Below are 25,132 nucleotides of genomic sequence, written 5' to 3' on the forward strand. Positions count from 1 at the left end.
ATCACTCCGCCAGCCACGACGAGACGCCCAGCATGAACTGCGTCAGCAGCTCGTCGCTAGTGAGGTAGAGCAGCAGGAAGCCGCCGAACAGCACGAAGGGCACCGAGATGAAATAGACCGGAATTGCCGGCGTCAGCTTGTTGATCAGGCCGACCGCCAGGTTGACGATGACGGAGTAGACGATGAAGGGGCTCGTGATCCGCAGCGTCAGCACGAACGCTTCCGACAGGCGGCCGACGAGCAGGTCGAGCGCCATGCTGCCGCCGAGCCTGTTGCCGGGATGCCAGACGTCGTAGGAGTTCATCAGCCCGCGCAGGACCTGCCAATGCTGGTCGGTCATGAAGAACAGCGTGGTGACGGCCGCCATGATCAGCGGCACCAGGGCCGGCGCCGGATCGGTGTCGCCGACTGGTGTGCCCGGGATGTTGCTCAGCCCGATCGCACTCGCCATCATGGTCGCCATGGTCTGGAGGGCGAGGAAGAACACGCGCCCGCCGAGCCCGATGACGCTGCCGACCACGAGCTCGGAGCAGATCAGGAGCGCCAGCGTCAGCGGCGCAGCGTTGTCCGTGAGCGGCTTCAGGACTGTGATCAGGATCGGCGTCAGCGCAAACGTCGTGACCAGCGCGACGAACAGGCGCACCTGGGGCGGAACGTTGACGCTGGAATAGCCGGGCACCAGCATCAGGCAGGCGCCGATGCGGCAGAACACGATGAACGTCACCAGCACGCTGTCGGCGAGCCCAGAGATCACGATATGGCTCCGAGTGCCCTGATCTCGGCGCTGCGCGCGACTTCGACATGCGACAGGATCGGCAGGGTCGGGAACACCCGCTCCAGGATCATCCGGACATAGGGCCGCGCTTCCGGCGTCACCGCCAGCACCACGCTGGTGCCGCTCTCGGTGAACTTGCGGATCGCAGCGCTGGCTTCGGTCGCGAACTGCTCGATCAGGCGCGGGTCGGCGTCGAACTCGACGACGTCGCCCTTGGCGTCGCGCTTCAGGCTCTGGTGGAAAGCGAGGTCCCAGCGGTTGCCGAGACGGACGACGTTGAGCACGCCATTGTCGGAGAGATCGCCGCAGATCTGCTGGGCAAGACGCGTGCGCACATGCTCTGCGACCTGCTCGGAGCGCCGCACATGCGGCGCGATCTCGGCGATCGCCTCGAGGATGAGGTGAAGGTTGCGAATGGAGACTCGCTCGGCCAGCAGGATCTTCAGGATTGCCAGCAGGCCCGAATAGGAGATTTGCGACGGACAGAGATCCTCGACCAGGCGCTTGTACTCGGGATCGAGCCGGTCGAGCAGGGCGCGCATGTCCTTGTAGGACAGGAGCTGGGCGAGGTTCGCCCTGATCACTTCGCTCAAATGCGTGAGCAGCACCGACAGGTTGTCGACCGGCTTGCAGCCCTGCCGCTTGACTTCGTCGGTGAAGGCTTCCGTCACCCATAGCGCCTTCATGCCGAAGGCGGGCTCGATCACCTCGTCGCCCGGCACGTCCGGCTTGCCGTCCTTGTCGACCAGCACCAGCACCTCGCCGAGCCTGAGCTCGCCATGGGCGATGCGCGTGTCGTGAATCCGGATCTGGTAGCTCTTGGGGTCGATCGACAGATTGTCGGTGAGCTTGATCTCGGGAATGACGAATCCGTACTGCTTGGCGAACTTCTTGCGGATCTTGGCCACACGGTGGGCAAGCTCGGTGCGCGAGCCCAGGAGATGGACCGAAAGGTGGCCGCCGAGCGCCAGCTCGATCTCGGCGGTCTTGAGCTGCTCCTTGACGGATTCCTTGGCCTCGGTCTGGGCACGCTCGTCGGCCCTGCGCGCATCCTCCTTCTGTTTCAGCGCGGCCTGCCGCTTCGGCAGCGAATAGCCGACGAAAGCCATGACACCCCCAAGCAGCACGAAGGGCGCCATCGGCAGCCCCGGCATCAGGGCGAGCACGAACATCATCAGCGCGGCAGCCGACACCGCGCGCGGATAGCCGCCGAGCTGCCGCAGCACCGCCTGCTCCGCCGAGCCCCTGGTACCGCCCTTGGAGACCAAGAGGCCCGCCGACAGCGAGACGATCAGCGCCGGCATCTGCGACACCAGACCGTCGCCGACCGAGAGCTTGGTGTAGACGTCGGCGGCGCGGGAAAGAGTCAATCCGTGATGGGTGACGCCGATGACGATGCCGCCGAAGATGTTGATCGCGGTAATGATGAGGCCGGCAATGGCGTCGCCCCGAACGAACTTCGAGGCGCCGTCCATGGCGCCGAAGAACGCGCTCTCCTCTTCGAGCTCGCGCCGCCGGCGCTGGGCTTCCTTGTCGTCGATCAGGCCTGCGGACAGGTCCGCGTCGATTGCCATCTGCTTGCCGGGGATAGCGTCCAAGGTGAAGCGGGCGCCGACTTCGGCAATGCGCGTCGCACCCTTGGTGATCACGACGAAATTCACCGTAACCAGGATCGCGAAGATGATCAGGCCGATGACGAAGTCACCGCCCATGACGAACTTCGAGAAGCCGGCGACGACGTGGCCTGCGGCCTGCTCGCCCTCCCCGCCCCGCGACAGGATCAGGCGCGTCGTCGCGATGTTCAGCGCCAGGCGCAGGATCGTCGCGATCAGCAGCACGGTCGGGAAGGCCGAGAAGTCGAGCGGCCGCTGAATCCACAGCGCGACCATCAGGATCAGCGCCGAAAGTGCGATCGAGAACGCGAGGCCGAGATCGATCAGGATCGGAGGGATCGGCAGGAACAGGATCGTGAGCATGGTCACGATGCCGCCAGCGAAAAAGGCATCCGCCCCGAGGCGGCGCGGATTGGGCAGGCTAGCAGCTAACGTATCGGCCATGGGTCACCGGCAGAGGGTCCGCCCGTAATCTGCCGCGCAAAGCTTACGCGAGGGTGGTGCCGGGGCCGGCGCGGATCAGAAGCCGTGCTCGATCCGCGAATAGACCATCTCGGTGAAGGTCGACAGATGTGCGCCGATGAAGGAGCCGGAGACCGCAACGACCAGGAGAATGACGATGATCTTCGGAACGAAGGTCAGCGTCACCTCCTGGATCTGGGTCAGGGCCTGGATCAGCGCGATGACGGTGCCGACCAGCATCGCGGCCCCGACCGCAGGCCCGGAGGCGACGATGATGGTCCAGATCGCCGCCTGGACGATATCGAGGGCGTCCCGCTCGTTCATGACTGGCTGATCGTGAGCCCCGGTCCGACCGCGACCTTCGTGCCGTCCTGAAGGGTCGCGATGGAGCCGTCGCTGTTGATGGAGACCGAGACGACCTTGCCGGAAAAACTGGCGCCGGTCGAGTCGGTGAAGCTGACTGTCTTCCCGATCAGCCCGTTGGCCTGCGACAGGGACTGCGAGGACAGCAGCGCGTCCAGCTTCGAATTCGTCTGCATCGCCTGCTCGACCGTCGAGAGCTGGGCGAACTGGCTCATATATTGCGAGGTATCCATCGGATTGGTCGGATCCTGGTTCTTCATCTCGGCGACGAGGAGCTGAAGAAACGTGTTGTAGTCCACGCTGTTGCTCGACGTCGCCGAGGTGGTGCCTGTCGAACTGGACGACTTGCCGGTCGTGTCGGTCGCGCTGGTGACGTTCATCTAGCCTCTCCGCTGTCAGGCAGCCTCGAATGGGGAAACGGTGGCGGCGCCCGCCAAGATGGCCTGCTCCACCGGGAACAAGGCCCGAATCCGCTTGAGCGCCTCGAAGTAGCGGGTCGCCCCGACCAGTTCGTCGATTGCGCCGAGTCCATCCAGCATCTCGCGGTTCTCGCACACCGCACACAGGGCTGCGTGATGCTGCGCGTAGAGCGCCGCAGCGTCGCGGACGTCGGTCGGGTTCATCAGCATGAGCTGGACCATGAAATAGAGCTGTCGCAGCGCCGTGGTGGCGTCGGAAGCCTGCATGACCTGCGCTTCAAGCAGGAACATCACGTCGTTGACGAGCTCGACGGAGACCTTGCGGTCCACGCGGAGCACCGCGCCGTTGATGTAGATCCGTTCGCCCGCCCGCAAGGAGATCTTCATTAAAGCGCGTCTCGGATCAGGCGGTTGATTTCGATGAGCTGCACCACGTCGCTCGACCGCTGTTCGCGGAGGCGGTCGGCTTCCTTGACGACCCACAAGCCGATCGAGATGATGTCGGCACGCAGCTTGTCCGGGAGCCCGTTCTCCGGGTGCGCGAGATCCTCGATGAAGATCGTCCACAGCCGCCGCACATAGAGCAGGCTCTCGACCAGATCCTCGAGGCTGAAACGCCCCTTCTGGATCCGCTCGAGCCGGTCGATGCCGAGGCTGAGCGCCTGCCGCTCGCGGCTTCGCGCCTCATAGCCACTTTCGTCAACGACCGCTTCATAGGCTTCAAACGTCATCAGGACCACTCTTCGCAGGAGACCGAACAACTGGACAAAGGTTACAAGCCCCGGCTCAGAGATAATTGATGAGGCTGATCTTCTGGAGCTGCGAGGTGAGCGCCAGCGCCGTCTGGATCTGGGTCTGCAGGGTGTTGACCCGGACCGAGGCTTCGGTCGGGTCGACCTTCTCCATACCGACGATCTGGTTGTTCAGAATGTCCTGCTGCGTCTTGAGCTTGGCGGTTGCGGTGGTGAGCCGCTGCTGGACCGTGCCGACACTGCCGCCGAGCGCAGCGAGGTCGTTGATGGCGTTACCGACGAGCCCGATGGCCTTGTCCACGACGACCTGAAACGTCTCTTGGCTCAGGTTTACATTCCCGAGATCGGCCATCATGGTGTAGGCCTCGGCGAGCTTGCGGAAGCCGGTCTGGTTGGCGCTCACGGACGTATCGGCGATCTCGGTCGTGGAGATGCGGCTTTGCATGGTCTGGTCGGTGGCCGATGACCAGTTGGTGTTCCAGGCCGGACTGGCAAACTCGGCATCGAAGGTGGTGTCGAGGAACGTCTGCATCTGGGCCGGGGTAATGGTGCCCACGCTGGGCGAGGATTGCGAGAAGCCGAAGCTCGCGAGAAAATCGGCGTCGACCTGGTTCTTGCTGGCCGAGCCCGCAGTGTAAGGCGTGATGGGAGCGTTCTGCGTGTTGATGCCCGAGAACAGATACGAGCCGTTATAGGACACGTTCAGCGCGCCGATGAGGTCCTGGAGATTGGAGGCCGCAGGCGGCAGGATGACCCGCCCGCCACCGTCGGTGCTGCGGGCCGCGATCAGATCCTTGAGGAAGTCCGTCGCGGTCTTGTTGAGCTGGGTGATCCGGTTCTGCGTCACGTCCAGGCGTCCCGAGACGAGCCCGTTGGTGTCGACGAGCTGATCGGCGAAGCTGAAGTCAGCCCGCAGCGTGAGGTCGCTTCCCGTTGTGGCACCAAGCTCGAGGCCGACATCGGCGAAGCGGCCGGTGGTCGCCTCGGTCGAGGCCTTGCTCAGCGCCGCCTGGTTGCTCGTGATCGAATACCTCAACGACGAGGACAACATCAGGGTGGAAATGTAGTTCGCGCTCATCATGACTTAATTCCCCACGGCAGCGAGCAGGCTCTGCAGCATTTCATCGACGGTCGAGATGATCTTTGACGAGGCCGAATAGGTGCGCTCGACCTGGAGCATCAACGCCATCTCGTCGTCCATGTTGACGCCGTTGACGTTCGACAGCGCCGTGATGCTGCGGTTGAGCAGCGTGCTCTGGTACTCGGAGTTATCGTTGGCGGTCTTGCGCTGGTTCTCGATCCAGCTCGCCGACGACGACGCGAAGTCGATCAAGCTGCCGCTCGGCTTGCCTTGCGTGGTTGCATCGAACGGCTGCGACGCGTCCATGCCGCCGATGAGCTGCTGCAGCCGGACCGAATAGCCGCCGTTGCCGGCGGTGTTGTATTGGTAGGCTGGGTTGCCGCTGATCGCGCCGTCGCGGAGCAGATTGGGGTTGCCGCCCTGGGCCGGATCGACCGATGCAGCGACCGAGATCGTGCCGGCGAGGCCCACCGAGACCGTTGCGCTCGCGGGCATCGCCGGCGCGCCGGGATAGGTGAAGAGACCGGGAACGTCGGGCAGCGCCGCGGCCGTCTGATCGCTTTCCCTGAAAGTGTTGATCAGGCCACGCGCGATTTCGTCGAGCTGGCTCTGATAGGTGACGGTGTCCTGATCACGCAGCTGAGCGAGGCCCGCGAGCTTGCCCGACTTCAGCGGCATCACCGAATTGGCACCGGTCACGGGGACGCCGTCGATGTAGACGGCATTGCCCGTGGTGCCTGCGGTGTAGGCATTCGTCGGCGCAAAGCTCACCGACCGCGCCGTCTTGTCGAACAGCACGACGCCACTGTCGGTGTAGAGCGCCGCGTCACCGTTGGTGCGGATCGACATCGAGACGCCGACCTCCTGCGACAGCTTCGAGACGATGTTGTCACGCTGGTCGAGGTAGTCGGTGATGTCGTCGCCTGAGATCGTGCCCTTCACGATCGCGGTGTTCACGGTCTCGAACTGGGAGAGCAACTGGTTGATGTTCTGAACCGACGTCTTCATGTCGGCATCCGCGCCCTCACGGACGGACTGCACCGTCCGGGTCGCCTGGTTGAGCGCGTTCGCCATGTCCTTGGCGGACGTGACGGCCGCCTGCGCCAGCGTGGTGTTGTCCGGGGCGTTGGCGTATTTCTGCAACGCCTGCTTGAGCGCATTGAGCTGCGCCGTCGGCGACTGCTCGAGCTCGGGATCATCGACGGTCGATGCCGCGATCTTCTGAAGACCGTCATAGACCACGCTTTGCTTGGCGGACGCCGAGGTCGCGGTCAGGACGTTAGTGAACAGGCCGCCGCTCGCGGCGCGCTGGATCGCCGCGACATAGACGCCGGCATTCGGCAGATTGTCCAGCACGGCGATCTTGCGCGAATAGCCGGCAGCGCTGGCACCGGCGATGTTGCGCGAGATCGTCGAGGACTGAATGCCCGACGCCATGAGCGAAGCGCGAGCGGAGTCGAGGGCGGCGGTAAGGGACATGGTTTGCTCTTGCCCGGAATGGGCGCTGAAGAATTCAGCGCTTCAAGTTGACGACGACGTCGAGCAGGTCGGCACCGGTCTGGAACGATTTTGAGTTCGCGGTGAAGCCGCGTTGGGCCTCGATCATCCCGGTGAGCTCGTCCGCGAGGTCGACATTGGAATCCTCTAGGGCGCCGGACTGGATCGTGCCGAGTCCGCCAGTGCCGGCATTGCCGGCCTGCGCATTGCCGGAGTTCATGTTGGTCGAATAGACGTTGCCCGGCTCCGGCGTCAGATTGTCGGGGCTCGCGACATCGGCGAGCATGATCGTGTAGAGCGTCATTTGCTGGCCGTTCTTGAGGATTGCCGTCACGTGGCCCGCCTCGTCGACGTCGACCTTGTCGATGGCCGAGGGAGCACTGCCGTTGACGGTCGCCTTGAAGCTGAAGTCGGTGCCGGCCTGCGTCATGTTCGACAGGTTCATGGTCAGCGCCGCACCGCCCGGCACGGTCACGGTGAGACCGGTCGGGCTTGCGGCAGCCAGCGCGCCCTTGCCGGCCGCCGTGGTGTCGAAGGTGAAGGTGGTGGCGGGGGCGAGCGAGGTACCGGTCGCGGAATCGTACACCTGGATCTGCCAGGTGTCCGAGCCGGCCGCCGTCGCGGTGTGAGACATATAGACGTCGAGCGTGACGGGCTGGCCAATATTGTTGTAGGCCACGATCGAGCTCTTCGAGGAATAAGATGCCGGGCCGGGTGGACCGGCAATAACAGCCGCGTTCGGATCCAGATTCCCGGCCGTCAGCGTTCCCGCGGTCGACGGCACGGGCACCTGCGAGACCTGGGCGACGTTCACGATCTGCATGCCGGCCAGGCTATTTTGCGAGAAGTTGGTCACGAGGCCCGGCTGGCCCAGAAGATAGTAGCCGGCCGCGTTGACCAGATTGCCCTGACTGTCCGGCACGAAGGAGCCGGCGCGCGTCAGATACTGCTGCGTGTTGTTGGCGTTCGACACCACGAAGAAGCCATTGCCCTGAACGGCGAGGTCCGTGCTCGACGTGGTGAACTGCGTATGTCCGGGATCGGTGATGGCGTAGCGGACCGTGGTCTCGACGGCGCCGGAATCGTAGTTGCCGGAGCCGCTCTTCAGGATCAGCGAGGAGAACTCCGTGGAAGCCCGCTTGTAGCCGGTCGTGTTGACGTTGGCGATGTTGTCCGAGACCGTCGACAGCTTGTTGGACTGCGCAGACATACCGGAAACACCGGTGCGCATAACACCATACAGGCTCATGAATTGGGCTCCTTTGGTAGGTTGCAGCTACAATGGGGGGTCTTGCTTGCGCGGGGCTGATGATTGGAAGCGATGCACAACTTCATGTTGTCAGGTCGTTTTCGGCTGACAGAACGAGCGCGCCTTGTCGGTCCACGCGCCGAAGCCGCTCGAGACGAGATGAGCGACGATGTGACAGACGTAGCGCTTCTGCGCCGGCTGGTTGTTGGGACCTGCATTGTAGCGGGCGACTGCCATGGTCCAGCTGCCTTCGCGCTGCTTCAGCTCCTTGAGAAAGCGCGCGGCGTAGTCGACGTTCCTGGCGGGATCGAACATCGCCCGGACCGAAGCGAACTTGTCACCGTGATAATAGTGGTTGATCTGCATGCAGCCGAGGTCGATCAGCTTGACGCCCTTGCCGCGCATCGCTTCGAAATTCGCGATTGCATCGTTCATGTCCTTGGCGAACACGGTCTGGCCGTCGGCACCGAGGGCATAGGGATGGAGCGCGCCGCGCCGACCGGTCTCGGTGAGACCGACCGCATAGAGAATGCCGAGCGGAATCCCGTGCTGCTGGGCCGCGCGCGCCATCTCGCGCTCGCAAGGGCGCGCAGTTTCAGCGGCCGCCAGGGCAGCGCTCACGTTACAGATAAACAGGGCCGCGACGATGCTGCGGCGCCACGTCCTGATCATGACGCGTCTCCTGATTGAGCTGGCGCTCCTGGCGGGCCTGCTTCGCGCCGCCGTCGGATTGCCCCGACGACGTGCTGGCCCCGCCGAACGTGCCTTGCGACTGCGGCGAGGACTGTTGCTGGCCCGAGAGCTGCGGCTGCGATTGGCCGGAGCCGCTCTGGAATCCGTCCAGCGAGCCGTGCTGGACCGGCGCGACGTCGGCGACATAGCCCGCCGACTGCATGAGATCGCGGATCTGGTCGCGCTGCTGGTCGAGCATTTGGCTCGTGTCCTTGCGCTCGGCCGCGAGCTGGACGGACACTTCGGTGCCGACGAGCCGTAGGCGCACGGTGACGTTGCCGAGCGCGGGCGGTTCGAGATTGACGGTCAGGATCTTGAGCGGCTGATCCGGCGCATTGGTCTGGGACGCTGCAAGATCCGGCACTGCGGACGCGGCCGGTGCCGAGGACTCCTTCAGCTCGGCTACGACTGCATTGGCGACCTGTTGCGGAGCGTTGAACTGCGCCGGCGGCAGATGAGTCTCCTGCTGGACCACGGTGACCTTGGTCGTCTCGGGCAGCACGTCGCGCCCTGAGGCCTTGGCAGCGCGCTCGACATTGGCCGTAACCGCCTCAAAGCCAGGCATTGCGCTCGAAGCCTCCGTGCCTTGCGTCGGTGCCGACTGCGCCGCGGCCATCGCTTGCGAAGCCGCAGCCTGCGAGCGCGCGGCGGTCGGAGCGACGCTGGATGGGGCGGTGTCGACCGTCGCCGCCTTTGCCCCGACCGTGGCGAGAGCCTCGCGCTTCGCCATGGAGGACCGCTCGTCGCGCGCGGACGCGTCCTTGTCGGCGGACTGCAATTGCATCTGCGGCTTCACAGGCGCGACAGCAATCTCCTGCCCGACCACGACGGCAATGCCCGATTGACCCTGGATGTCGGCCCCGGCGGCATGATCCACCGGACGCAGTTTCTCCGACGGCCTGTCGGCCTTCTTCTCGGAGGATTCCTCTGTGGACTCTGGTCCCGCCGTCGCGTTCTTCGGCCTCTCCTTCTCGGTCGGGTGGGCCAGGCGCGTCCGCAGCGTACCGGCCTTCGCGGTTGTTTTGCTGCCATCATCGCTCAGTGCCTGTTTCGCGAGGTTCGAGACGGTGTGGAGCAGATCGTTGAACGACGAATTCGACTGCGATTTGGTCCCGGCGCTCTTTGCGGAACGCGACGTCCCGCGCATGTTGAGACTCTCGGCGAGACCCGAGAAGAGCTGTCCGGAAGTTCCACTGAGCTTGGTCATGGACGGCGGTCCCTGGTCAGGAGTTCGAGTTCGCCGAGCTGCTTCTGTGCGCGCGCCAGCGTCACGGTCGACGACGCCAGATCAAGTCGCGCCGGCGTTGCCGGAGGCTTGTCGGCTGCGGCAGCGGGTCCGCCCGCGAACGGCTTGCGGACGTCGAGCGCGAGCTGCACCGTGGCATTCAGGAGGGGGACGTCGCGCTCGGGCAGCTTCGACCGGTCGAGCGCCTTCAGCTCGGCAAGACCTCCGTCATATTCGTCGGTGAGCGCCCGCGAGGCGCCGCGGAAGAAATGGGCCCGCTCGCGCTCCGCCGAGGCATCCGCGCTGAGCGTCAGCGCCCGCTCGCCGGCAAGGCGGGTCACGGCCAGCCGTCCGCGCACCATCGCGGCGCGCGCGATCACGAGATACAGCTTGAGGCGGCTCGTGCGATCGATCTGCTCCAGCAGGGCTGTGATCCGCGCGAAGCGGCGCTCGTCGAGTGCCAGGCTCGATTGTGTCAGCCCCGCGGAGAAGCGCTGCCAGAAATCACCGGCATAGATCGAGTTGCGGTAATGGCGGATATAGGCCAGCGTCAGGAACTCGAACTTCTCGAACTCCTCCGCCTGCCCCACCAGCAGGATCTCGCGCCGCAGCGCCGCCTCCTCGACGAGGGTGCCGGGCAACAGCAGGCGCGCGTCGTCCAGACGCTCGATCGCGAGCGATGCCTCAGCGCGCGCGAACAGCGCACCTTGGACCAGCGCGACCTGTCCGCCGAGACCTGAGGGAATCGTCCGCGGCTTGACGTCCTTGAGCAGCTCCCGCGCTTCGTCCTGACGACCCTCGACATAGGCGAGCGCACCATTGAACAGCCGCTCGTCGACGTTCATCTTGTCGCGCGGCAGCTTGCGGACGACTTGCGGCGCACCGCCACTGAGCAGATAGATGACCACTGCCTGGCTGTTCTGCGGATTGCTCCACACGACGGGATCGGCAGCGAGAAACTTCTCGCCGATCTGCCGTATCAGCGCGATGTGACTACCGTGCGCCGCGGTGTCGCCGTTGGCGATGCCGTCCTGCACCGCCTGCAACGCACGGACGAGCTCATAGGGTTCGCCGGACTGGGGCGCAGGCTGGGCAAGCGCGTTCGCCGCCGTGAACGGCAGCAGCAGCAAGGCGGCGCGGCGCAGCAGCCTGATCAAGGACGCTTCTCCCGGATCAGGATCTCAATCCGACGGTTCTGTGCGGCCGCCGGATCGTTCGGAAGCTTCGGCCGCCGGTCGGCGTAACCTTCGACATGCTCGATCCGCCGCGCGTCGACGCCGGAGCGGACCAACATGTAGTAGGCCATCTGCGCACGAGCGGTCGACAGTCGCCAGTTGTCGTAGGTCTCCGAACGATACGGCCGATTGTCGGTATGGCCGCGGACGATGATCATGCCCTGCCGCTTCGTCAGCAGCGGCCCGATCTTGTCGATCACGCGGATCAGCTCGGGCCGTGGCTCGGCCGAGCCGACCGCGAACATGCCGAAGCTCGCATCGTCGGTCAGGCTGACCAGGAGTCCTTCCTCGACCTGACGCACCTCGGCCGCCGGCCCCGCGCCGGCTTTGATGTCCGACAGCGCGTCGGCGATCGCGGATTGAAGCTGCTTGAGGGTCGGCTGCTGCGTCTGCGCCGCATCGCGCGGCTCGGACTCCATCGCCGTGTCGTTGGGACGCGCCTGCGGGGCGGCGTTGGCCTGAACACCAGCTTGGCCGTTGCCCTCGCGCGAGGATTGCGTCGCTGCAGGGCCCGGCGGCAGCAGGGGCGAGAGGCTTGCGGACGAGCCATCGGCGTTCGGCGCCACGCTTCCACCGGCATCTTCCGTCTTGGTCCGGCGCGGCTGCGGCTCGCCGGGATTTGCTCCGGCTGCGCTGTCGCGCGCGGAGGCATTCGGCTTCGGCTCGCCGTCGATGAAGCGATCGGCGTCCTTGGACGCCTGCGGCGCCAGCTTCCAATAGCCGGGATCGAAGGGATCGCGGTAGGCGTCGCCTCCCTTGAGCCCGTCCTCTTCGGCGGACGTCAGAGCGCCGGCGCGCCGCTGGCCCGTGGACTGGTTCGCGCTATTGGCGATCTCGGCGAGCGTCGCATAGGGATCGCGGAACAGGACCTTCTCCTCATAGGAGGCCGGCTTCTCGGCCGTTGGGGAATCACCGCGACGTTCTTCGTTCGGCCCGGCCGGCTGACGCTTGCCATCCTGACCTTCGAACGACGACGGCTCCTTCTTGGAGAGATCCTTCAGACCCTTCGGAGCAGGTGCGTTCTCCGCGAGCTTGATCGGGTTGAAATAGCTCGCGACCACCTGCTTCTGGTCCTGGTTGAGCGCATTGAGCAGCCACATGACCAGGAAGAACGCCATCATTGCGGTCATGAAGTCCGCATAGGCGATCTTCCAGACGCCGCCGTGATGCGCCTCCTCGGCGAAGGCGCTGCGCCGGCGGATGATCACGAGCTCATGCTTGACCTCTTCCATGGCGGACTACCGACGTGCTTCCTTGAGGCGTTCACTCCAGGCGGAGATCTGCGTCTCGATCACGGTCTGGTCGGCCACAACGCGGACCTCGGAGATGTCGGCGGCCTCGTACGCGATGCCCGTTCGCCTGGACGCTTCGAGCTGCGTCTTCACGAGGTCGAGCAGCTCGCTCGGGCCGGTGACCTTGAACACCGGCACCGGAGAATTGCCGGTCAGCGCCGCGACCTGCTCGACCAGCGATCCGATTGCCTTGTCGCGCACCGCCTCCGTGAGGAACGGCAGCAAGATCCGCGCAACGGAGCTTGCGATGTTGGTCTCGATCTCGCGGCAGGCCGCCTCGAAGCCGCTGACGATCGCGACCGCCTGCTGGTCTGACCATTTGGCCCGCTCTTCGCCGAGCCGGATCGCGCTGCGAACGCGCTCCTCGGCGAGCTTGGCGTCGCCTTCCGCGACGCCGGCCGCATGGCCGCGCCGATAGGCATCGTCCAGGAGATTGATCGACGGAGCTTCCGTCGCGGGCGCCGGAGACGGCGCCTGAAGCTGCGTCTGGACCTGCGGCTGCGGCTCGCGCCGGGCTTCCTTCGGCCTGGTCAGCACGTCCTGAATTTTCGGCGGCGGAGGCGGCGCCGACTTGACGCGGCCATTCGCATCGAACTGCGTCAGGAGTTTTCCGATTGCCGCGTTCATGCCGCCTCCTCGCGCCGCATCCAGTCTTTAAGGATCGCTGCCGCCTGCATCTGATCGAGCCGGACGATCTGCTCCAGCCGCTTCTGCGGCGTTCGCTGCATCTTGCCTTCGAGGTCTTCGACGAGGTTGAGCTCGGCCTCCTCGCTGTCGGCCAGCGCAAGGGCCGCCGAAGCCTCGAGTTGGGCGGTCTCGGCCGCTTCGGCCTGCTCCTGCTCCGCGCGATGGGTCAGAATGCCGTTGACCGCGGGCCGCAGCCCGAACCAGACCAGCATCGAAGCAACGGCCAGGATCGTCACCGCGTTGATCACGCTGCCGAGCTGCTTGTTGATCATCTCGACGAAGCTGATCGGGGGTACCGGCGCCAGCTCGCGCGAGCCCTCGATGAAATCGACGGCCGTCACCTGGATCTGATCGCCGCGCGCCTTGTCCAGTCCGCCCGCCGTCGCCGCGAGCTGACTGATCTCGGCGAGCTTGCTGTCGACGATGGCCTGGTTGCTCTTGTCGCCGAGATCGGCGACCAGCCGCGCGCGGTTGACCAGGACGGCAATGAACAGCTTCTTGACCGAATAGCCGTCGCTCACCGTCGTCGTGGTCTTGGACGAGACCTCGAAATTGGTGACGTCCTCGCGGCGGGTCTTGTCCTCGCTGGAGTTCTTGCCGCCGCCCGCATTCACCTGCTGGTCGGGGAGATTCTGCTGCACCGTGGTCGGCGTCGAACGGTCGGCGTTCTGCGAGGATTCCTTCTCGCGCACGTTCCGCACCGAGCGCTCGGCGCGGTTCTCGGGATCGTAGACCGTCTCGTTGATCTGCCGCTTGTCGGTAGACAGCTGCGGAGCGACGCTCACCTCGAAATTGTCGAGGCCGAGATACGGCGTCAGCGCCTTGCGGATGTTCTCCTGCACCATGCCGCTGACTGTCTTCTGCAGGCTCGCCATCTTGGTCGGCGCGGCGCTTGCCTCGTCCTCTTCGGCGAGTAGCATCGATCCGTCGGCATCGAGCACCGTCACCTTGTCGCGGCTCATGCCGGGGATGGCGGCGGCGACGAGATGACGGATCGACTGCGCCGTGCGCGCCTCGATCGCGCCGTCGGTGCGCAGCACGACCGACGCCGAGGGCGGCTGCTGCGTCGCACGGAACGAGCCGCGCACCGGCAGCACGATATGCACCCGCGCCGCCTTCACGCCCTTCATCAGCTGGACCGTGCGCGCAATCTCGCCTTCCAGTGCCCGGAGCTTGGTGACCTCCTGCATGAACGAGGTCAGGCCGAGCGAGCCGATCTTGTCGAACAGCTCGTAACCGGAATTGGCGCTGGTCGGCAGCCCCTTCTCGGCAAGCAGCATCCGCGCCTGCATGGTCTGGCTCGGGCGCACCGAGACCGCATCGCCGGCGGAATTGACGTCGAAGGTGATGTTCTGCTCGCGCAGCGCCGCGCCTATGCGCGTCACGTCCTCGCGGGTAAGGCCGGTGTAGAGCGTTTCGAACTCGGGCCGGCTGAGATAGTAGGCGCCGCCGACGACGGTGACGAGAACTGCAAAGCCGATCAGCCCCAAGGCCATCAGGCGCCGCGGCCCAAGCTCCAGCAGATTGTTGAGCAGTTGCTGTACCTGCGCACGACTGAGCATATGACCTCGTACCAATGCGAACGTAGAGGACACTCAGCTGCCAACCTTGTCTGAAGGTTGCGCAAGGCCACGAATGTGTCGGTTCGCTGGCGAGGCGTTGCAATTTTACAAGAAGCCTGGGCGACGCAATCAGTTCGACGGCCACAAGCGGACGCTCGGGCGCATGGCAGCGCGATCGGCTGCGGCGTGTTGCTCGAAGTCTGGCGTCGGGAGGTCGATTGCCGGCACGTCTTGTGCCGTCGCGTCCGCCGATCATGGCGGGGACCGTGCTCCACGAGGGAGCACGGTCGGTTTCGAAAGCGCCGCTTAGCCGCGGAACAGCGACAGGATGCTCTGGCTGTTCTGGTTGGCGATCGAGAGCGCCTGAACGCCGAGCTGCTGCTGGGTCTGCAGAGCCTGGAGGCGGGTCGATTCCGCGTTCATGTCGGCGTCGACGAGCTGGCCGACACCACGATCAACCGAGTCCATCAGGGTCTTGACGAATTCCGTGTTGGTCGAGATGCGGTTCTTGACCGCACCGAGATCGGCAGCGGCAGAGCTCACCGAGTTGATCGCAGCGGTGACCTGCGCGATGTAGCCATCGAGCGTGGTCTGGTCAGCGGCCGAGTCCGTCAGCGCGGAGATGTTGATCGTGTTGACCGACGCACTGCCGCTCACGGTGTCCAGAATACCGGTCTGCGTGGTGGAGTAGAGCGTGTAGTTGGCGGTCGTCACGGTGATGGAGCCGATCGTGGGCGTGCCGCCGACACGCGAGTAGGACGAAACGAGGTTGAAGCTCGTCGGCGTGGTGCCGGTCGTCGTGCTCAGCCAGTTGATGCCGTTGAAGGTGGCCGAATTGGCCTTGAGCTGCATGTCCTGCTGGATCTGGGTGATGTCCGCCTGGATCTTGGTGCGGTCGATACCCGCGGTCTTGGCTTCGACCAGCAGTGCCTGGAGCTTGGTCAGACCGGATTCCTTGTCGCCGATCACCGAGGTCAGAGCGGTGTATTCCGTGTCGACGGTCGCGGCCGACAGACCGAGCGAGTCGGACACCGCAGACAGCGCGGCGTTGTCGGAGCGCATCGACGTCGCGATCGACCAGTAGGCGGCGTTGTCCGAAGCGGTGGACACGCGCTGACCGGTGGAGATCCGGTTCTGCGTGGTGGCGAGTTGCGCGCTGACAGACCGCAGGGTCTGGAGCGCGGTCATGGCGGAGGAGTTGGTGAGGAGACTAGAACCCATTTTGATGTCCCTTTGAAGATTGAATCGAGCTTAGGGGACATACCGGGCTTGCACCGGTACGACAGAGCGGCGTCATGCCTTTGGGCTTTCCGCAAACGCGGCTTTCAAGGCCCAATCTGTCGTAACGGCGAGGTTAGCGAGCGAAGCTTGTGCGGGGCTTGTGGCTCTGTGCTCCAGCTGCAACAGGTAGCCGAAATGACGGCGTGCGCAGCGTCACACCAAACGAAAGGGGCCGCGCTTCGCGAGAAGCGCGGCCCTCCTCCGATGACTTGAGCCTTAGCGGAACAGCGACAGGATGCTCTGGCTGCTGTTGTTGGCGATCGAGAGCGCCTGAACACCGAGCTGCTGCTGGACCTGAAGCGCGGCCAGGCGGGTGGATTCCGCATTCATGTCCGCGTCGACGAGCTGACCGACACCGCGGTCAACCGAGTCCATCAGCGACTTCACGAACTCCGTGTTGGTCGAGATACGGTTCTTGACGGCACCGAGATTGGCGGCGGACGCGGCCACCGAGTTGATGGCGGTCGTGACCTGCGCGATGTAGCCATCGAGCGTGGTCTGGTCAGCTGCCGAGTCCGTCAGCGCGGAGATGTTGATCGTGTCGACCGACGCACTGCCGCTCACGGTGTCCAGAATGCCGGTCTGCGTGCTGGAGTAGAGCGTGTAGTTGGCGGTCGTCACGGTGATGGAGCCGATCGTGGGCGTGCCGCCGACGCGAGAATACGACGACACGAGGCTGAAGCTCGTCGGTGTGGTGCCGGTCGTCGTGCTCAGCCAGTTGATGCCGTTGAAGGTCGCGGCATTGGCCGTGCTCTTCATCTGTTGCTGGATCTGGGTGACGTCCGCCTGGATCTTGGTGCGGTCGATACCCGCGGTCTTGGCTTGGACCAGCAGCGACTGGAGCTTGGTCAGACCGGAGTCCTTGTCACCGATGACCGTGGTCAGAGCGGTATATTCGGTGTCGACGGTCGCGGCCGACAGACCCAGCGAGTCGGAGACCGCGGAGAGCGCGGCGTTGTCGGCGCGCATCGAGGTAGCAATCGACCAATAGGCGGCGTTGTCCGAAGCGGTGGCCACGCGCTGACCGGTGGAGATCCGGTTCTGCGTGGTGGAGAGTTGCGAACTCACAGACCGCAGGGTCTGGAGTGCGGTCATGGCAGTCGAGTTCGTAAGCAGGCTTGACATTGCGAATGTCCCTTTTTTGTACGCGATACATTTTCACGAGGGGACATACCGGGCTTTCACCGGTACGGAGGGACGGCATCATGCCTTTGGACTGATGTGGGTGGGGTCCAACCCGCCGTGCCGCATTGCTAGCACGCCGAGTCTTGCCTGCGGATTAAGATCGGCTTGAATTTCGCAGCAAAATCATATGGTTAACATTACTCACCGCTAACCATAACCAGCACGTTTCGCTTAACCATAGCCAGCCGCTCAGCGATCGCGGCGGCTACGAGAACGAGCGTACCAGTCCGGAGGCGAGCAGGTTCCAGCCGTCGATCAGCACGAAGAACAGCATCTTGAACGGCAGCGCGAGGATCGTCGGCGGCATCATCATCATGCCCATCGACATGGTCAGCGTCGCCACGATCATGTCGATCACCAGGAACGGCAGGATGATCAGGAATCCGATCTCGAACGAGCGCCTGAGCTCGGAGATCATGAAGGCCGGAATGATGACGCGCAGATCGATCCGCTTGTCGTCGAACTTCTTGCGGAAGCTCTCCGCGGCGAGCGCTTCGAAGGTCTGGAGATCCTTGTCGCGGACATGGGCCAGCATGAACTCGCGGAACGGGTCGGTGATCTTCAGATAGGCTTGCTCTTCCGAGATCTCGTTCTTCATCAGCGGCTGGACGCCGGTCTCCCAGGCCCTGTCGAAGGTCGGCGCCATGACGTAGAAGGTCATGAACAATGCGAGACTGATCAGCACCAGGTTGGCAGGCGTGGTCTGGAGGCCGAGACCGGCGCGCAGGAACGACAACGCCACCGCAAATCGCGTGAAGCTCGTCACCATGATGAGCAGCCCCGGCGCCACCGACAACACCGTGATCAGTGCCATCAGCTGGATGATCCGGCCGCTGGTCGAGCCGTTTCCCGGCGGCAACAGCGAGTTCAGGTCCGGAATCTGGGCCAACGCCGCTTCGGGCAGCACGACCAGAATCAACGCGAGCAGCAGGACTCTCGCTCTCACTGGATCACCAGCGTCTCGATGATCAATTCGCGGACCTTGCCAGACGAGCGGATGTTGGCGCGCTCGGTCAGGTCGTCACGCAGATGCTGCAGCCCGCGCGAGCCCTCGAACTGCGCAACCGTCGTCGACCGCAGATAGGTGACGATGTCCTCGCTGATGTGCGCGGCCAGAATGCCGGCGTCCTCGTCGCTCATGCTGTCGGTCACCATGGAGGCTTCGATCCGCGCCCAGTTGTTGGCCGGCGCGGCGAGATTGGTCACGATCGGAGATAGTTTCCGGAGCCGCGCGCTGCCGGCGTAGCTCGATGCGATCGGCGGCGGCGTCACGCTCTTCTTGGCATCGGCAACGCGCTCGGCGGTCGCGATCAGATGCAGGCCGGCAAGGGCGCCCGCGCCGATCGCGATCAGGGTCAGCACGACGATGGCGGCGATCAGACGCATGGCGCCCCCTGCCGTCGCGGTGCGACCCGATCGGCGCGAGCCTCAGAATGGTGCCACGGCGTCATAGATCCGGTGTCCCCATCCAGGCTGCTGCACGTCCGACAGATTTCCGCGCCCGCCATAGGACACGCGCGCCTCTGCGATCTTGTCGTAGGTGATCGTGTTGGCTCGCGAGATGTCGCGCGGACGCACGATGCCGCCGACATTGAGCACGCGCATCTCGGTGTTGACGCGAAATTCCTGCGATCCGCTGATCATCATATTGCCGTTCGGCAGCACGTCGGTGACGACGGCCGCGATCGACAGCTTGATGTCCTCGGTGCGGTCGATCTGGCCGTTGCCCTTGATCTGGGTGTTGGTGCTGAGGTTGGCGTTGGCCTGGCCCTTGTCGCTCCATCCTGCGACGTCCATCAGCCAGTCGAGCCCGAACTTGACCTGGGAATCGCGGGAGCGGCCGGTCTTGTTGTCGAGCTTGGCCTTGTCCTGCATCGAGATGATCACCGTCACGACGTCGCCGGTGCGCCGGGCCCGGGGATCGCGGTAGAGATCGGTGCCGTCGTCCCACGTCGAGCGATAGCTGACAGGCGTGCGCATGCGCGGCGTCACCGGGATCGGATCGGCCTGCGTCCTCAGGCCGCTGCCGACGGGTGACATCTGCGGACCGGTCAGGACTTCGGCCGGATCATGGAAGCATCCGGCCAGGAGCACGGATGCCGCCAGCAGCGAGAGGATGAGGATCGGCTTGTTCATCTATTTGGTCTTTCCGTCATCCACGCGACGCATGCCGCCGAGCAGGTCGGCGAGGTGCGCCGCGCGTGCCGTATCCATCTCATTGAAGATCGCGCTCGAGCTTCTCGGGCTGAGCTTGGCGAGCACGGCGGCGGCGGTCTCGTCGGCCATGCCGGCGATCTGGGTCGCCGCAGCTTCGGGCTTCATGCGCGAATAGATCTCGACCACGCTCGCTTCGGCCTTCTTCAGGAAGTCGTCGCGCAGCGCCATCCACTTCTCGTATTCGGCGCGCTTGGCCTCGACTTCGGCGATGCGCTCGCGGAGCAGGCTCTCGGCCTTCTCCAGCTCCTTGAGCTGCCAGGCCAGCCTTGCGTCGACGGCGGGATCGGCGACGTTGCTGCAGAACAGGGCGATTTCGTTGTCCGGGGCCGGCGCAGCCTGCGGCGGCGCAGGCTTGGGCGGCGCCGTGACGCTGCCGGGCTTGGCCGGACGTACCGGCGCAGGTGCGGGCGCGGGTGTCGGCGCCTCCGGAGCCGGCACCGCACCGGTGATCGCCGGTCCTGAATCTTCGGCCGCCCATGCCGTCGCCCGGACCGAAGCATTGTCGCCTGGTATCGCGGTGGCCGGCGGCTGCGGCTTCTGCGGTCCGCCCGCGCGGGCGCGCGCGAAGGAGAGCAGGTTGAGCGGCTTCGACGGCTTGGCCTCGTCCAAGGCGAGCACAGGCGAGGCGCTCGCGAGCACTGATGCCGCGGCCAGCAGGAAGAGTTTGGCTTTGTGATCCAGCTTCAGCATCGGGCCGCGTGCGATTCTCGCTTCAGACCTGAGCATTGAGCGACCAAGCTTGCACGACGCTTGTGCATCATTGCACGATGACGTCGGCCTGGAGCGCGCCTGCCGTCTTGATCGCCTGGAGGATCGCAATGATCCCTGAGGGCTTCAGGCCGATCTGGTTCAGTCCGCGCACCAGGCGCTGGAGATCGACCCCGCTCAGGATCGCCACCTGCGATCCGGCCTCGTTGGCCTCGACCACGGTCTGCGGAACGACCACCGTCTGCCCTCGCGAGAACGGCGCCGGCTGCGACACAACCGGCATCTCCGTGACACGAACCGTCAGATTGCCGTGGGTCACCGCAACAGTCGATATCCGGACGTCGCGCCCGATCACGACCGTGCCGGTGCGCTCGTTGATGACGACACGCGCCGGCGTGTCCGGCTCGACCACCAATTCGCCGATCTCAGCGAGGAAGCGGACAGGGCCGATATGGCGCGGCTTCGACAGCACGATGGTGCGGTAGTCGCGCTCGAAGGCAATCTGCGCGCGGTAGCGACCGCCGGCGTAGCGGTTGATGGCGTCGAGAATGCGCGTTGCGGTGACGAAGTCCGGGTTCTTCAGCTGTAGCACCAGGAACTCCATCTCGTGGAGGCTTCCCTGCACCTCGCGTTCGACCAGAGCACCGTTCGGGATGCGCCCAGCCGTCGGCGTGCCCTGGCTGACGTTCTGCGCTTGGCCTCCGACGCTGTAACCGGCAACCGTGATCGCACCCTGCGCCACGGCGTAGACGGCGCCGTCCGCAGCGCGCAGCGACGTCATGACCAGCGTGCCGCCGAGCAGCGATGTCGCATCGCCGAGCGACGACACGGTGACGTCCATGCGCTCGCCGGGCCCGATCGAGGGCGGCAGATCCGCGGTCACCATCACCGCCGCGACGTTGCGCGTGCGCAGCGTCGTCGGACGCGGGGGGTTGTTGGTGCTCGTGGTCTCGTTCCTGACGTTGATGCCCATGTTCTCGAGCATCGATTGCAGGGACTGTTCGGTGAACGGAGCGTTGCGAAGCGTGTCGCCCGTGCCGTTCAAACCGATGACGAGGCCGTAGCCGACGATCTGGTTCTCGCGCAGACCCTTGATGTCCGCGATGTCCTTGATCCGGACGGCGGCCTCGGCGCTGGCGGCCCACACGAGCAGGACGAGCGCAAGCAGGACTCTGGTCATGACCCGTCCACGACCTTGACGGTGCCGTCCGGCTGGACGACGCCCCTGATGATCACCCCGGTGTCCGTATTGCGCACCGGGATCAGCGCGCCGGCCGCACCCGACTGCATCGCCGAGCCGTAAGTGACGATGGACAGGCCGCTGTCCTCGACCACGACCTTGACCATGGCGCCGCGGGCGACGGTCCAGGGGTCCTCCACCGCATTGGTCGGGATCGGCTGGCCGGGCAGCAGCGCACGCCGGGCCATGCGACCGACCAGGACCTGGCGCCCTTCGATGAACATGGCGACGCCGAGCAGGCTCGGCGCGAAGGCGCGCTCGGTGATCATCTCCTCCCGGATCAGCTCGCCGGCGCGGATCGAGACGGCCGGCACGGGAAGCCGCTTCTCCTCGGCCACAGCGACCCGCGCCGTGGCGAGAACCAGCAGCACGGCGGCCAACCCGCGCATGATCAGGCCCACCCAGTTCAACATCGAGACACCGGAGCTAGCGCATGCCCTTCGAGACCGTCTGGGCCATTTCATCCGAGGCCTGAATGACCTTGGCGTTCATTTCGTAGGCGCGCTGCGCCGAGATCAATTCGGTGATTTCCTTGACGGGGTCGACGTTCGAGGCTTCGAGCCATTTCTGGTTGATCTTGCCGTAGCCCGCATCGCCCGGCAGACCGACGACCGGCGTGCCGGATGCCGTGGTCTCCTTGTAGAGATTTCCGCCCAGCGGCTCCAGGCCGGCCTCGTTGGCGAAGTTGGCGAGGTTGAGTTGGCCGATCTGCCGTGGATTCACTTCCGTGTCGAGCTTGGCAAACACCTGGCCGGTCTGGTTGACCGTGACCTCGACCGTCCCCTGCGGGATGGTGATCGCGGGATCCAGCAGGTAACCGTCAATCGTGACGAGCTGGGCGTTGGCGTTGACGTTGAACGAGCCCGCACGGGTGTATTGCACCTCGTTGTTGGGTCCGAGCACCTGAAACCAGCCGCGGCCGTTGATCGCGAGGTCGTAGGGATTGCCGGTTTGCGTCAGCGCGCCCTGGATGTGCAGCTTGCGGATCGCCGCCGACTTGACGCCGAGGCCGAGATTGGCGCCTTCCGGAATCGGCGAGGAGCCGTTGGTGTTCGCAACACCCTGCATGCGGTCCATCTGGTAGAACAGGTCCGTGAACTCGGCGCGCGCCCGCTTGTACGAGGTCGAGTTGATGTTGGCGATGTTGTTCGCGATGACTTCGATGTTGGTCTGCTGGGCATTCATGCCCGTGGCCGCAATGGCGAGCGATTTCACTTAACCCACTCCTTCAGGTCAGATCGACATCCGAACGACTTCTTGGTAGGCCTGCACGACCTTGTCGCGAACGGCGACCGCCGTCTGCAGGGCCTGCTCGGCCGACATCAGCGCCTCCACGACGCGGCGCGTCGATTCCTTGCCCTGCATCGCCGAGATCGACGCCGCTTCGCCCGCCTTCAGCGTTCCGATCGCGTCAGTCGTCACCTGCTTCATCACCGATTCGAAGCCGGCGTCGTCACCGGTCTGGATCGCGGTGGTCGCCGCCGGCGAGATAGCCTGCGTCTCGGTTGCGCGGGTCGTCGCCTGGCCGGCGGATATCGCCGTGGATGAAATCGCCTCAAGCATTGTCAGCTCCTTAAGAGGTCGATGGTCATGCCGAGCATGGACCTCACCTGCTTCACGACCTGGAGATTGGCTTCATAGGACCGGTTGACCTCCCGCATGTCGGCCATCTCGATCATCATGTTCACGTTCGGCAGCTTGACGTAGCCGGCCTTGTCGGCAGCGGGATGCCCCGGATCGTACTCCACGCGATACGGCGTGGTGTCGACCCCGATCTCCTTGACCTTCGCGAGCTGCGCGCCCGAGGCGCGGTCCATCGCGGCGTCGAAGGTGATGGTCTTGCGCTGATAGGGATCGGCGCCGGCGGTACGCCCGGTCGAGGTGGCGTTCGCGAGGTTCTCCGAGACGATACGCATGCGCGTCGACTGCGCTTCGAGCCCGGAGCTCGCGACCGTCAGAGAGGCGCTCAATGAGTCCAGCATGTCAGTTCACCTCAGGCCTTTGCACTCGACAGGACCATGCGATGGAACGACCGCACGATCGCCGAATTCATCGAATAGTCGCGGCTGACATCGCTGCCCTTGATCATTTCCTGCTCGAGGCTGACGGAGTTTCCGGAGTGAACCACTTCCCAGCTGTCCTTCTTCGCGGTCGCCCGCGTGTCGGTCTCGGCTGCGGACAATTGCATGTGCGATGGCGATGTCGTCGCGAGCCTGACCGGCATGCCGTCGAGCACCTTGTTGAACGGCTCGACGTCGCGCGCGCGAAAGCCCGGCGTGTTGGCGTTGGCGACGTTGGTGGCGATGGTCGACTGGCGCAGTTCGAGGTACCGCGCCTGCGACGATGCGAGTTCGAAGAGATAAAGCGGTCCCACGACGGCCCCATTCTGATCCATTCGGGGCAAGCCTAGGGCGTTAAGCTTTCGTCAAGCTGTTGCGCGAAGCGCCATCCTCGAAAATCTACTGAACCTTCTCGGGCCGCGGCGCCTGCTTGGATTGGAGGAAATAGATGATCTCGGCGACGGGCCGGAAGAATTCCGCCGGAATCACCTGATCGACCTGGACCGCCTCGTAGAGCGCGCGCGCCAACGCCTTGTTCTCGATGACGGGGATTCGGTTCTGCTCGGCGACTTCGCGGATCTTCAGCGCGATCACGTCCATGCCCTTGGCCACGACGAGCGGCGCTGCGTTTTCCTCGCGCTTGTAGCGCAGCGCGATCGCGAAATGTGTCGGGTTCGCAATCACCAGCGTCGCGCGGGCGGCGGAAGCGATCATGCGTTGGCGCGAACGGTCGCGCGCCAGCGAGCGCAGGCGCGCCTTGATCAGCGGATCGCCCTCCGCCTGCTTGTGCTCGTCCTTGATCTCCTGCCGCGTCATGCGCAGCTCGCGTCGCCAGTGGAAGCGGGCCCAGGCGAGATCGATCGCCACCAGGACGATGGTCGCGATGCAGATCGCAGACACGATTCGCATCGCGATGTTGAGAATCATCTCCGGCAGAGCGACCGGATCGGTGTACATCGCCTCGAACGCCCTCGCTTCGGACGAGCGCAGCACGAAGGCGACGACGGCGGTCACCGCGGCAAGCTTGAACAGCGACTTGGCGAACTCGATCAGGCCCTGCGTCCCGAACAACCGGCTCCAGCCGCTGACCGGAGAGATTCGCGACAAGTCCGGCTTGATGCGCTCGAGCACCAGGCGCGGCGCGTTCTGCAGCAGCGAAGCGGCGAGCCCGAACACCACCAGGATGACGACCAGCGGCACCAGGAACCGCAGTGCCTGGAGGCCGACCACGGTGAGCAGGTTCTGCGCGTCAGCGCCCGTGCTGAGCGGGAAGCCCTCGGGATCGTCGAGCAGGCTCTTCAGCGTCGGCGTCAATTGCTGCACGCCCTGGCCGATCAGGAATGCCTGGATCACCATCAGCGCGGCCATCGAGGCGAAAATGGACGCCTCCCGAGAGACCGGAATCTTGCCCTGTTCGAGCGCATCGCGGACTTTCTTCTCGGTCGGCTCTTCTGTCTTGCTCTCCTGATCGGATGTTTCTGCCATGCCCGTTCAGCG

At 64.8% G+C, this 25,132-nt stretch carries 28 protein-coding genes; all 28 read right to left on the minus strand.

What is annotated here, in order from left to right; genetic code table 11:
* Position 1: 1 nt before the first annotated feature.
* The 28 genes from fliR to flhB all read right to left on the minus strand — a co-directional run bounded on the left by fliR (position 2) and on the right by flhB (position 25,120).
* On the minus strand, positions 2 to 754 hold the full coding sequence (gene fliR, locus CVM73_RS11010; protein ID WP_100232029.1) for a flagellar biosynthesis protein FliR: 753 nt from the start codon (positions 752 to 754) through the stop codon (positions 2 to 4).
* Positions 751 to 2,832 (minus strand): flagellar biosynthesis protein FlhA, encoded by a 2,082-nt coding sequence (gene flhA / locus CVM73_RS11015; RefSeq protein WP_100232030.1) that lies wholly within the window; start codon positions 2,830 to 2,832, stop codon positions 751 to 753. The genes fliR and flhA overlap by 4 nt, the downstream gene beginning before the upstream one ends.
* A 75-nt stretch (positions 2,833 to 2,907) precedes the next feature.
* A complete protein-coding gene (fliQ, locus tag CVM73_RS11020) occupies positions 2,908 to 3,174 on the minus strand; it encodes a flagellar biosynthesis protein FliQ (protein WP_027572776.1) in 267 nt (88 codons plus the stop codon).
* Complete coding sequence (flgD, locus tag CVM73_RS11025; protein WP_100232031.1) at positions 3,171 to 3,593, minus strand: flagellar hook assembly protein FlgD; 423 nt, start codon at positions 3,591 to 3,593, stop codon at positions 3,171 to 3,173. The genes fliQ and flgD overlap by 4 nt, the downstream gene beginning before the upstream one ends.
* A 15-nt stretch (positions 3,594 to 3,608) precedes the next feature.
* Complete coding sequence (gene flbT, locus CVM73_RS11030) at positions 3,609 to 4,019, minus strand: flagellar biosynthesis repressor FlbT (protein WP_100232032.1); 411 nt, start codon at positions 4,017 to 4,019, stop codon at positions 3,609 to 3,611.
* Entirely contained in the window at positions 4,019 to 4,363 is a 345-nt protein-coding gene (gene flaF / locus CVM73_RS11035; RefSeq protein ID WP_167406773.1) for a flagellar biosynthesis regulator FlaF, read from the minus strand. The genes flbT and flaF overlap by 1 nt, the downstream gene beginning before the upstream one ends.
* 55 nt (positions 4,364 to 4,418) lie before the next feature.
* The gene (locus CVM73_RS11040) at positions 4,419 to 5,465 is read right to left on the minus strand and encodes a flagellar hook-associated family protein (RefSeq protein ID WP_100232034.1); all 1,047 of its coding nucleotides are present in this window, start codon (positions 5,463 to 5,465) and stop codon (positions 4,419 to 4,421) included.
* 3 nt (positions 5,466 to 5,468) lie between these two features.
* Positions 5,469 to 6,944, minus strand: coding sequence for a flagellar hook-associated protein FlgK (flgK, locus tag CVM73_RS11045; RefSeq protein ID WP_100232035.1), 1,476 nt, complete (start codon positions 6,942 to 6,944; stop codon positions 5,469 to 5,471).
* 34 nt (positions 6,945 to 6,978) lie between these two features.
* On the minus strand, positions 6,979 to 8,211 hold the full coding sequence (locus CVM73_RS11050; protein WP_100232036.1) for a flagellar hook protein FlgE: 1,233 nt from the start codon (positions 8,209 to 8,211) through the stop codon (positions 6,979 to 6,981).
* Positions 8,212 to 8,301: 90 nt separating this feature from the next.
* Positions 8,302 to 8,883 carry a transglycosylase SLT domain-containing protein gene (locus tag CVM73_RS11055; RefSeq protein ID WP_100232037.1) on the minus strand — a complete coding sequence of 194 codons (582 nt, stop codon included), beginning with the start codon at positions 8,881 to 8,883 and terminating at the stop codon, positions 8,302 to 8,304.
* Complete coding sequence (gene fliK, locus CVM73_RS11060; protein WP_100232038.1) at positions 8,834 to 10,150, minus strand: flagellar hook-length control protein FliK; 1,317 nt, start codon at positions 10,148 to 10,150, stop codon at positions 8,834 to 8,836. The genes CVM73_RS11055 and fliK overlap by 50 nt, the downstream gene beginning before the upstream one ends.
* A complete protein-coding gene (locus CVM73_RS11065) occupies positions 10,147 to 11,325 on the minus strand; it encodes a chemotaxis protein (RefSeq protein ID WP_100232039.1) in 1,179 nt (392 codons plus the stop codon). Before CVM73_RS11065 ends, fliK begins: the two co-directional genes overlap by 4 nt.
* Complete coding sequence (locus tag CVM73_RS11070) at positions 11,322 to 12,635, minus strand: MotB family protein (protein ID WP_100232040.1); 1,314 nt, start codon at positions 12,633 to 12,635, stop codon at positions 11,322 to 11,324. The genes CVM73_RS11065 and CVM73_RS11070 overlap by 4 nt, the downstream gene beginning before the upstream one ends.
* Positions 12,636 to 12,641: 6 nt before the next feature.
* On the minus strand, positions 12,642 to 13,322 hold the full coding sequence (locus tag CVM73_RS11075) for a hypothetical protein (RefSeq protein WP_100232041.1): 681 nt from the start codon (positions 13,320 to 13,322) through the stop codon (positions 12,642 to 12,644).
* On the minus strand, positions 13,319 to 14,944 hold the full coding sequence (fliF, locus tag CVM73_RS11080) for a flagellar basal-body MS-ring/collar protein FliF (protein WP_167406774.1): 1,626 nt from the start codon (positions 14,942 to 14,944) through the stop codon (positions 13,319 to 13,321). Before fliF ends, CVM73_RS11075 begins: the two co-directional genes overlap by 4 nt.
* 306 nt (positions 14,945 to 15,250) lie before the next feature.
* Positions 15,251 to 16,165: a flagellin N-terminal helical domain-containing protein gene (locus tag CVM73_RS11085; protein ID WP_100232043.1), complete on the minus strand. Its 915-nt coding sequence runs from the start codon at positions 16,163 to 16,165 to the stop codon at positions 15,251 to 15,253.
* 276 nt (positions 16,166 to 16,441) lie between these two features.
* Positions 16,442 to 17,350 (minus strand): flagellin N-terminal helical domain-containing protein, encoded by a 909-nt coding sequence (locus tag CVM73_RS11090; RefSeq protein ID WP_027572790.1) that lies wholly within the window; start codon positions 17,348 to 17,350, stop codon positions 16,442 to 16,444.
* A gap of 265 nt (positions 17,351 to 17,615) precedes the next feature.
* The gene (gene fliP, locus CVM73_RS11095; RefSeq protein WP_100232044.1) at positions 17,616 to 18,356 is read right to left on the minus strand and encodes a flagellar type III secretion system pore protein FliP; all 741 of its coding nucleotides are present in this window, start codon (positions 18,354 to 18,356) and stop codon (positions 17,616 to 17,618) included.
* Positions 18,353 to 18,796 carry a flagellar basal body-associated FliL family protein gene (locus tag CVM73_RS11100; protein WP_027572792.1) on the minus strand — a complete coding sequence of 148 codons (444 nt, stop codon included), beginning with the start codon at positions 18,794 to 18,796 and terminating at the stop codon, positions 18,353 to 18,355. Before CVM73_RS11100 ends, fliP begins: the two co-directional genes overlap by 4 nt.
* 42 nt (positions 18,797 to 18,838) lie before the next feature.
* Positions 18,839 to 19,546: a flagellar basal body L-ring protein FlgH gene (flgH, locus tag CVM73_RS11105; RefSeq protein ID WP_100232045.1), complete on the minus strand. Its 708-nt coding sequence runs from the start codon at positions 19,544 to 19,546 to the stop codon at positions 18,839 to 18,841.
* Complete coding sequence (locus CVM73_RS11110; RefSeq protein ID WP_167406775.1) at positions 19,547 to 20,317, minus strand: MotE family protein; 771 nt, start codon at positions 20,315 to 20,317, stop codon at positions 19,547 to 19,549.
* A gap of 67 nt (positions 20,318 to 20,384) precedes the next feature.
* Positions 20,385 to 21,515 carry a flagellar basal body P-ring protein FlgI gene (gene flgI / locus CVM73_RS11115; RefSeq protein WP_100232047.1) on the minus strand — a complete coding sequence of 377 codons (1,131 nt, stop codon included), beginning with the start codon at positions 21,513 to 21,515 and terminating at the stop codon, positions 20,385 to 20,387.
* Positions 21,512 to 21,988, minus strand: a complete 477-nt coding sequence (gene flgA / locus CVM73_RS11120; RefSeq protein WP_167406776.1) for a flagellar basal body P-ring formation chaperone FlgA — start codon at positions 21,986 to 21,988, stop codon at positions 21,512 to 21,514. Before flgA ends, flgI begins: the two co-directional genes overlap by 4 nt.
* A gap of 13 nt (positions 21,989 to 22,001) precedes the next feature.
* On the minus strand, positions 22,002 to 22,790 hold the full coding sequence (flgG, locus tag CVM73_RS11125) for a flagellar basal-body rod protein FlgG (RefSeq protein ID WP_100232049.1): 789 nt from the start codon (positions 22,788 to 22,790) through the stop codon (positions 22,002 to 22,004).
* 18 nt (positions 22,791 to 22,808) lie between these two features.
* The gene (gene fliE, locus CVM73_RS11130) at positions 22,809 to 23,138 is read right to left on the minus strand and encodes a flagellar hook-basal body complex protein FliE (protein ID WP_100232050.1); all 330 of its coding nucleotides are present in this window, start codon (positions 23,136 to 23,138) and stop codon (positions 22,809 to 22,811) included.
* A gap of 2 nt (positions 23,139 to 23,140) precedes the next feature.
* Positions 23,141 to 23,557 (minus strand): flagellar basal body rod protein FlgC, encoded by a 417-nt coding sequence (gene flgC / locus CVM73_RS11135; RefSeq protein WP_018641261.1) that lies wholly within the window; start codon positions 23,555 to 23,557, stop codon positions 23,141 to 23,143.
* A gap of 11 nt (positions 23,558 to 23,568) precedes the next feature.
* A complete protein-coding gene (gene flgB / locus CVM73_RS11140) occupies positions 23,569 to 23,970 on the minus strand; it encodes a flagellar basal body rod protein FlgB (RefSeq protein WP_100232051.1) in 402 nt (133 codons plus the stop codon).
* A 64-nt stretch (positions 23,971 to 24,034) separates the two neighbouring features.
* Positions 24,035 to 25,120 carry a flagellar biosynthesis protein FlhB gene (flhB, locus tag CVM73_RS11145; RefSeq protein WP_100232052.1) on the minus strand — a complete coding sequence of 362 codons (1,086 nt, stop codon included), beginning with the start codon at positions 25,118 to 25,120 and terminating at the stop codon, positions 24,035 to 24,037.
* Positions 25,121 to 25,132: the final 12 nt, after the last annotated feature.

The sequence above is a fragment of the Bradyrhizobium forestalis genome (assembly GCF_002795245.1).
In the GTDB taxonomy this organism is placed as follows: Bacteria; Pseudomonadota; Alphaproteobacteria; order Rhizobiales; family Xanthobacteraceae; genus Bradyrhizobium; species Bradyrhizobium forestalis.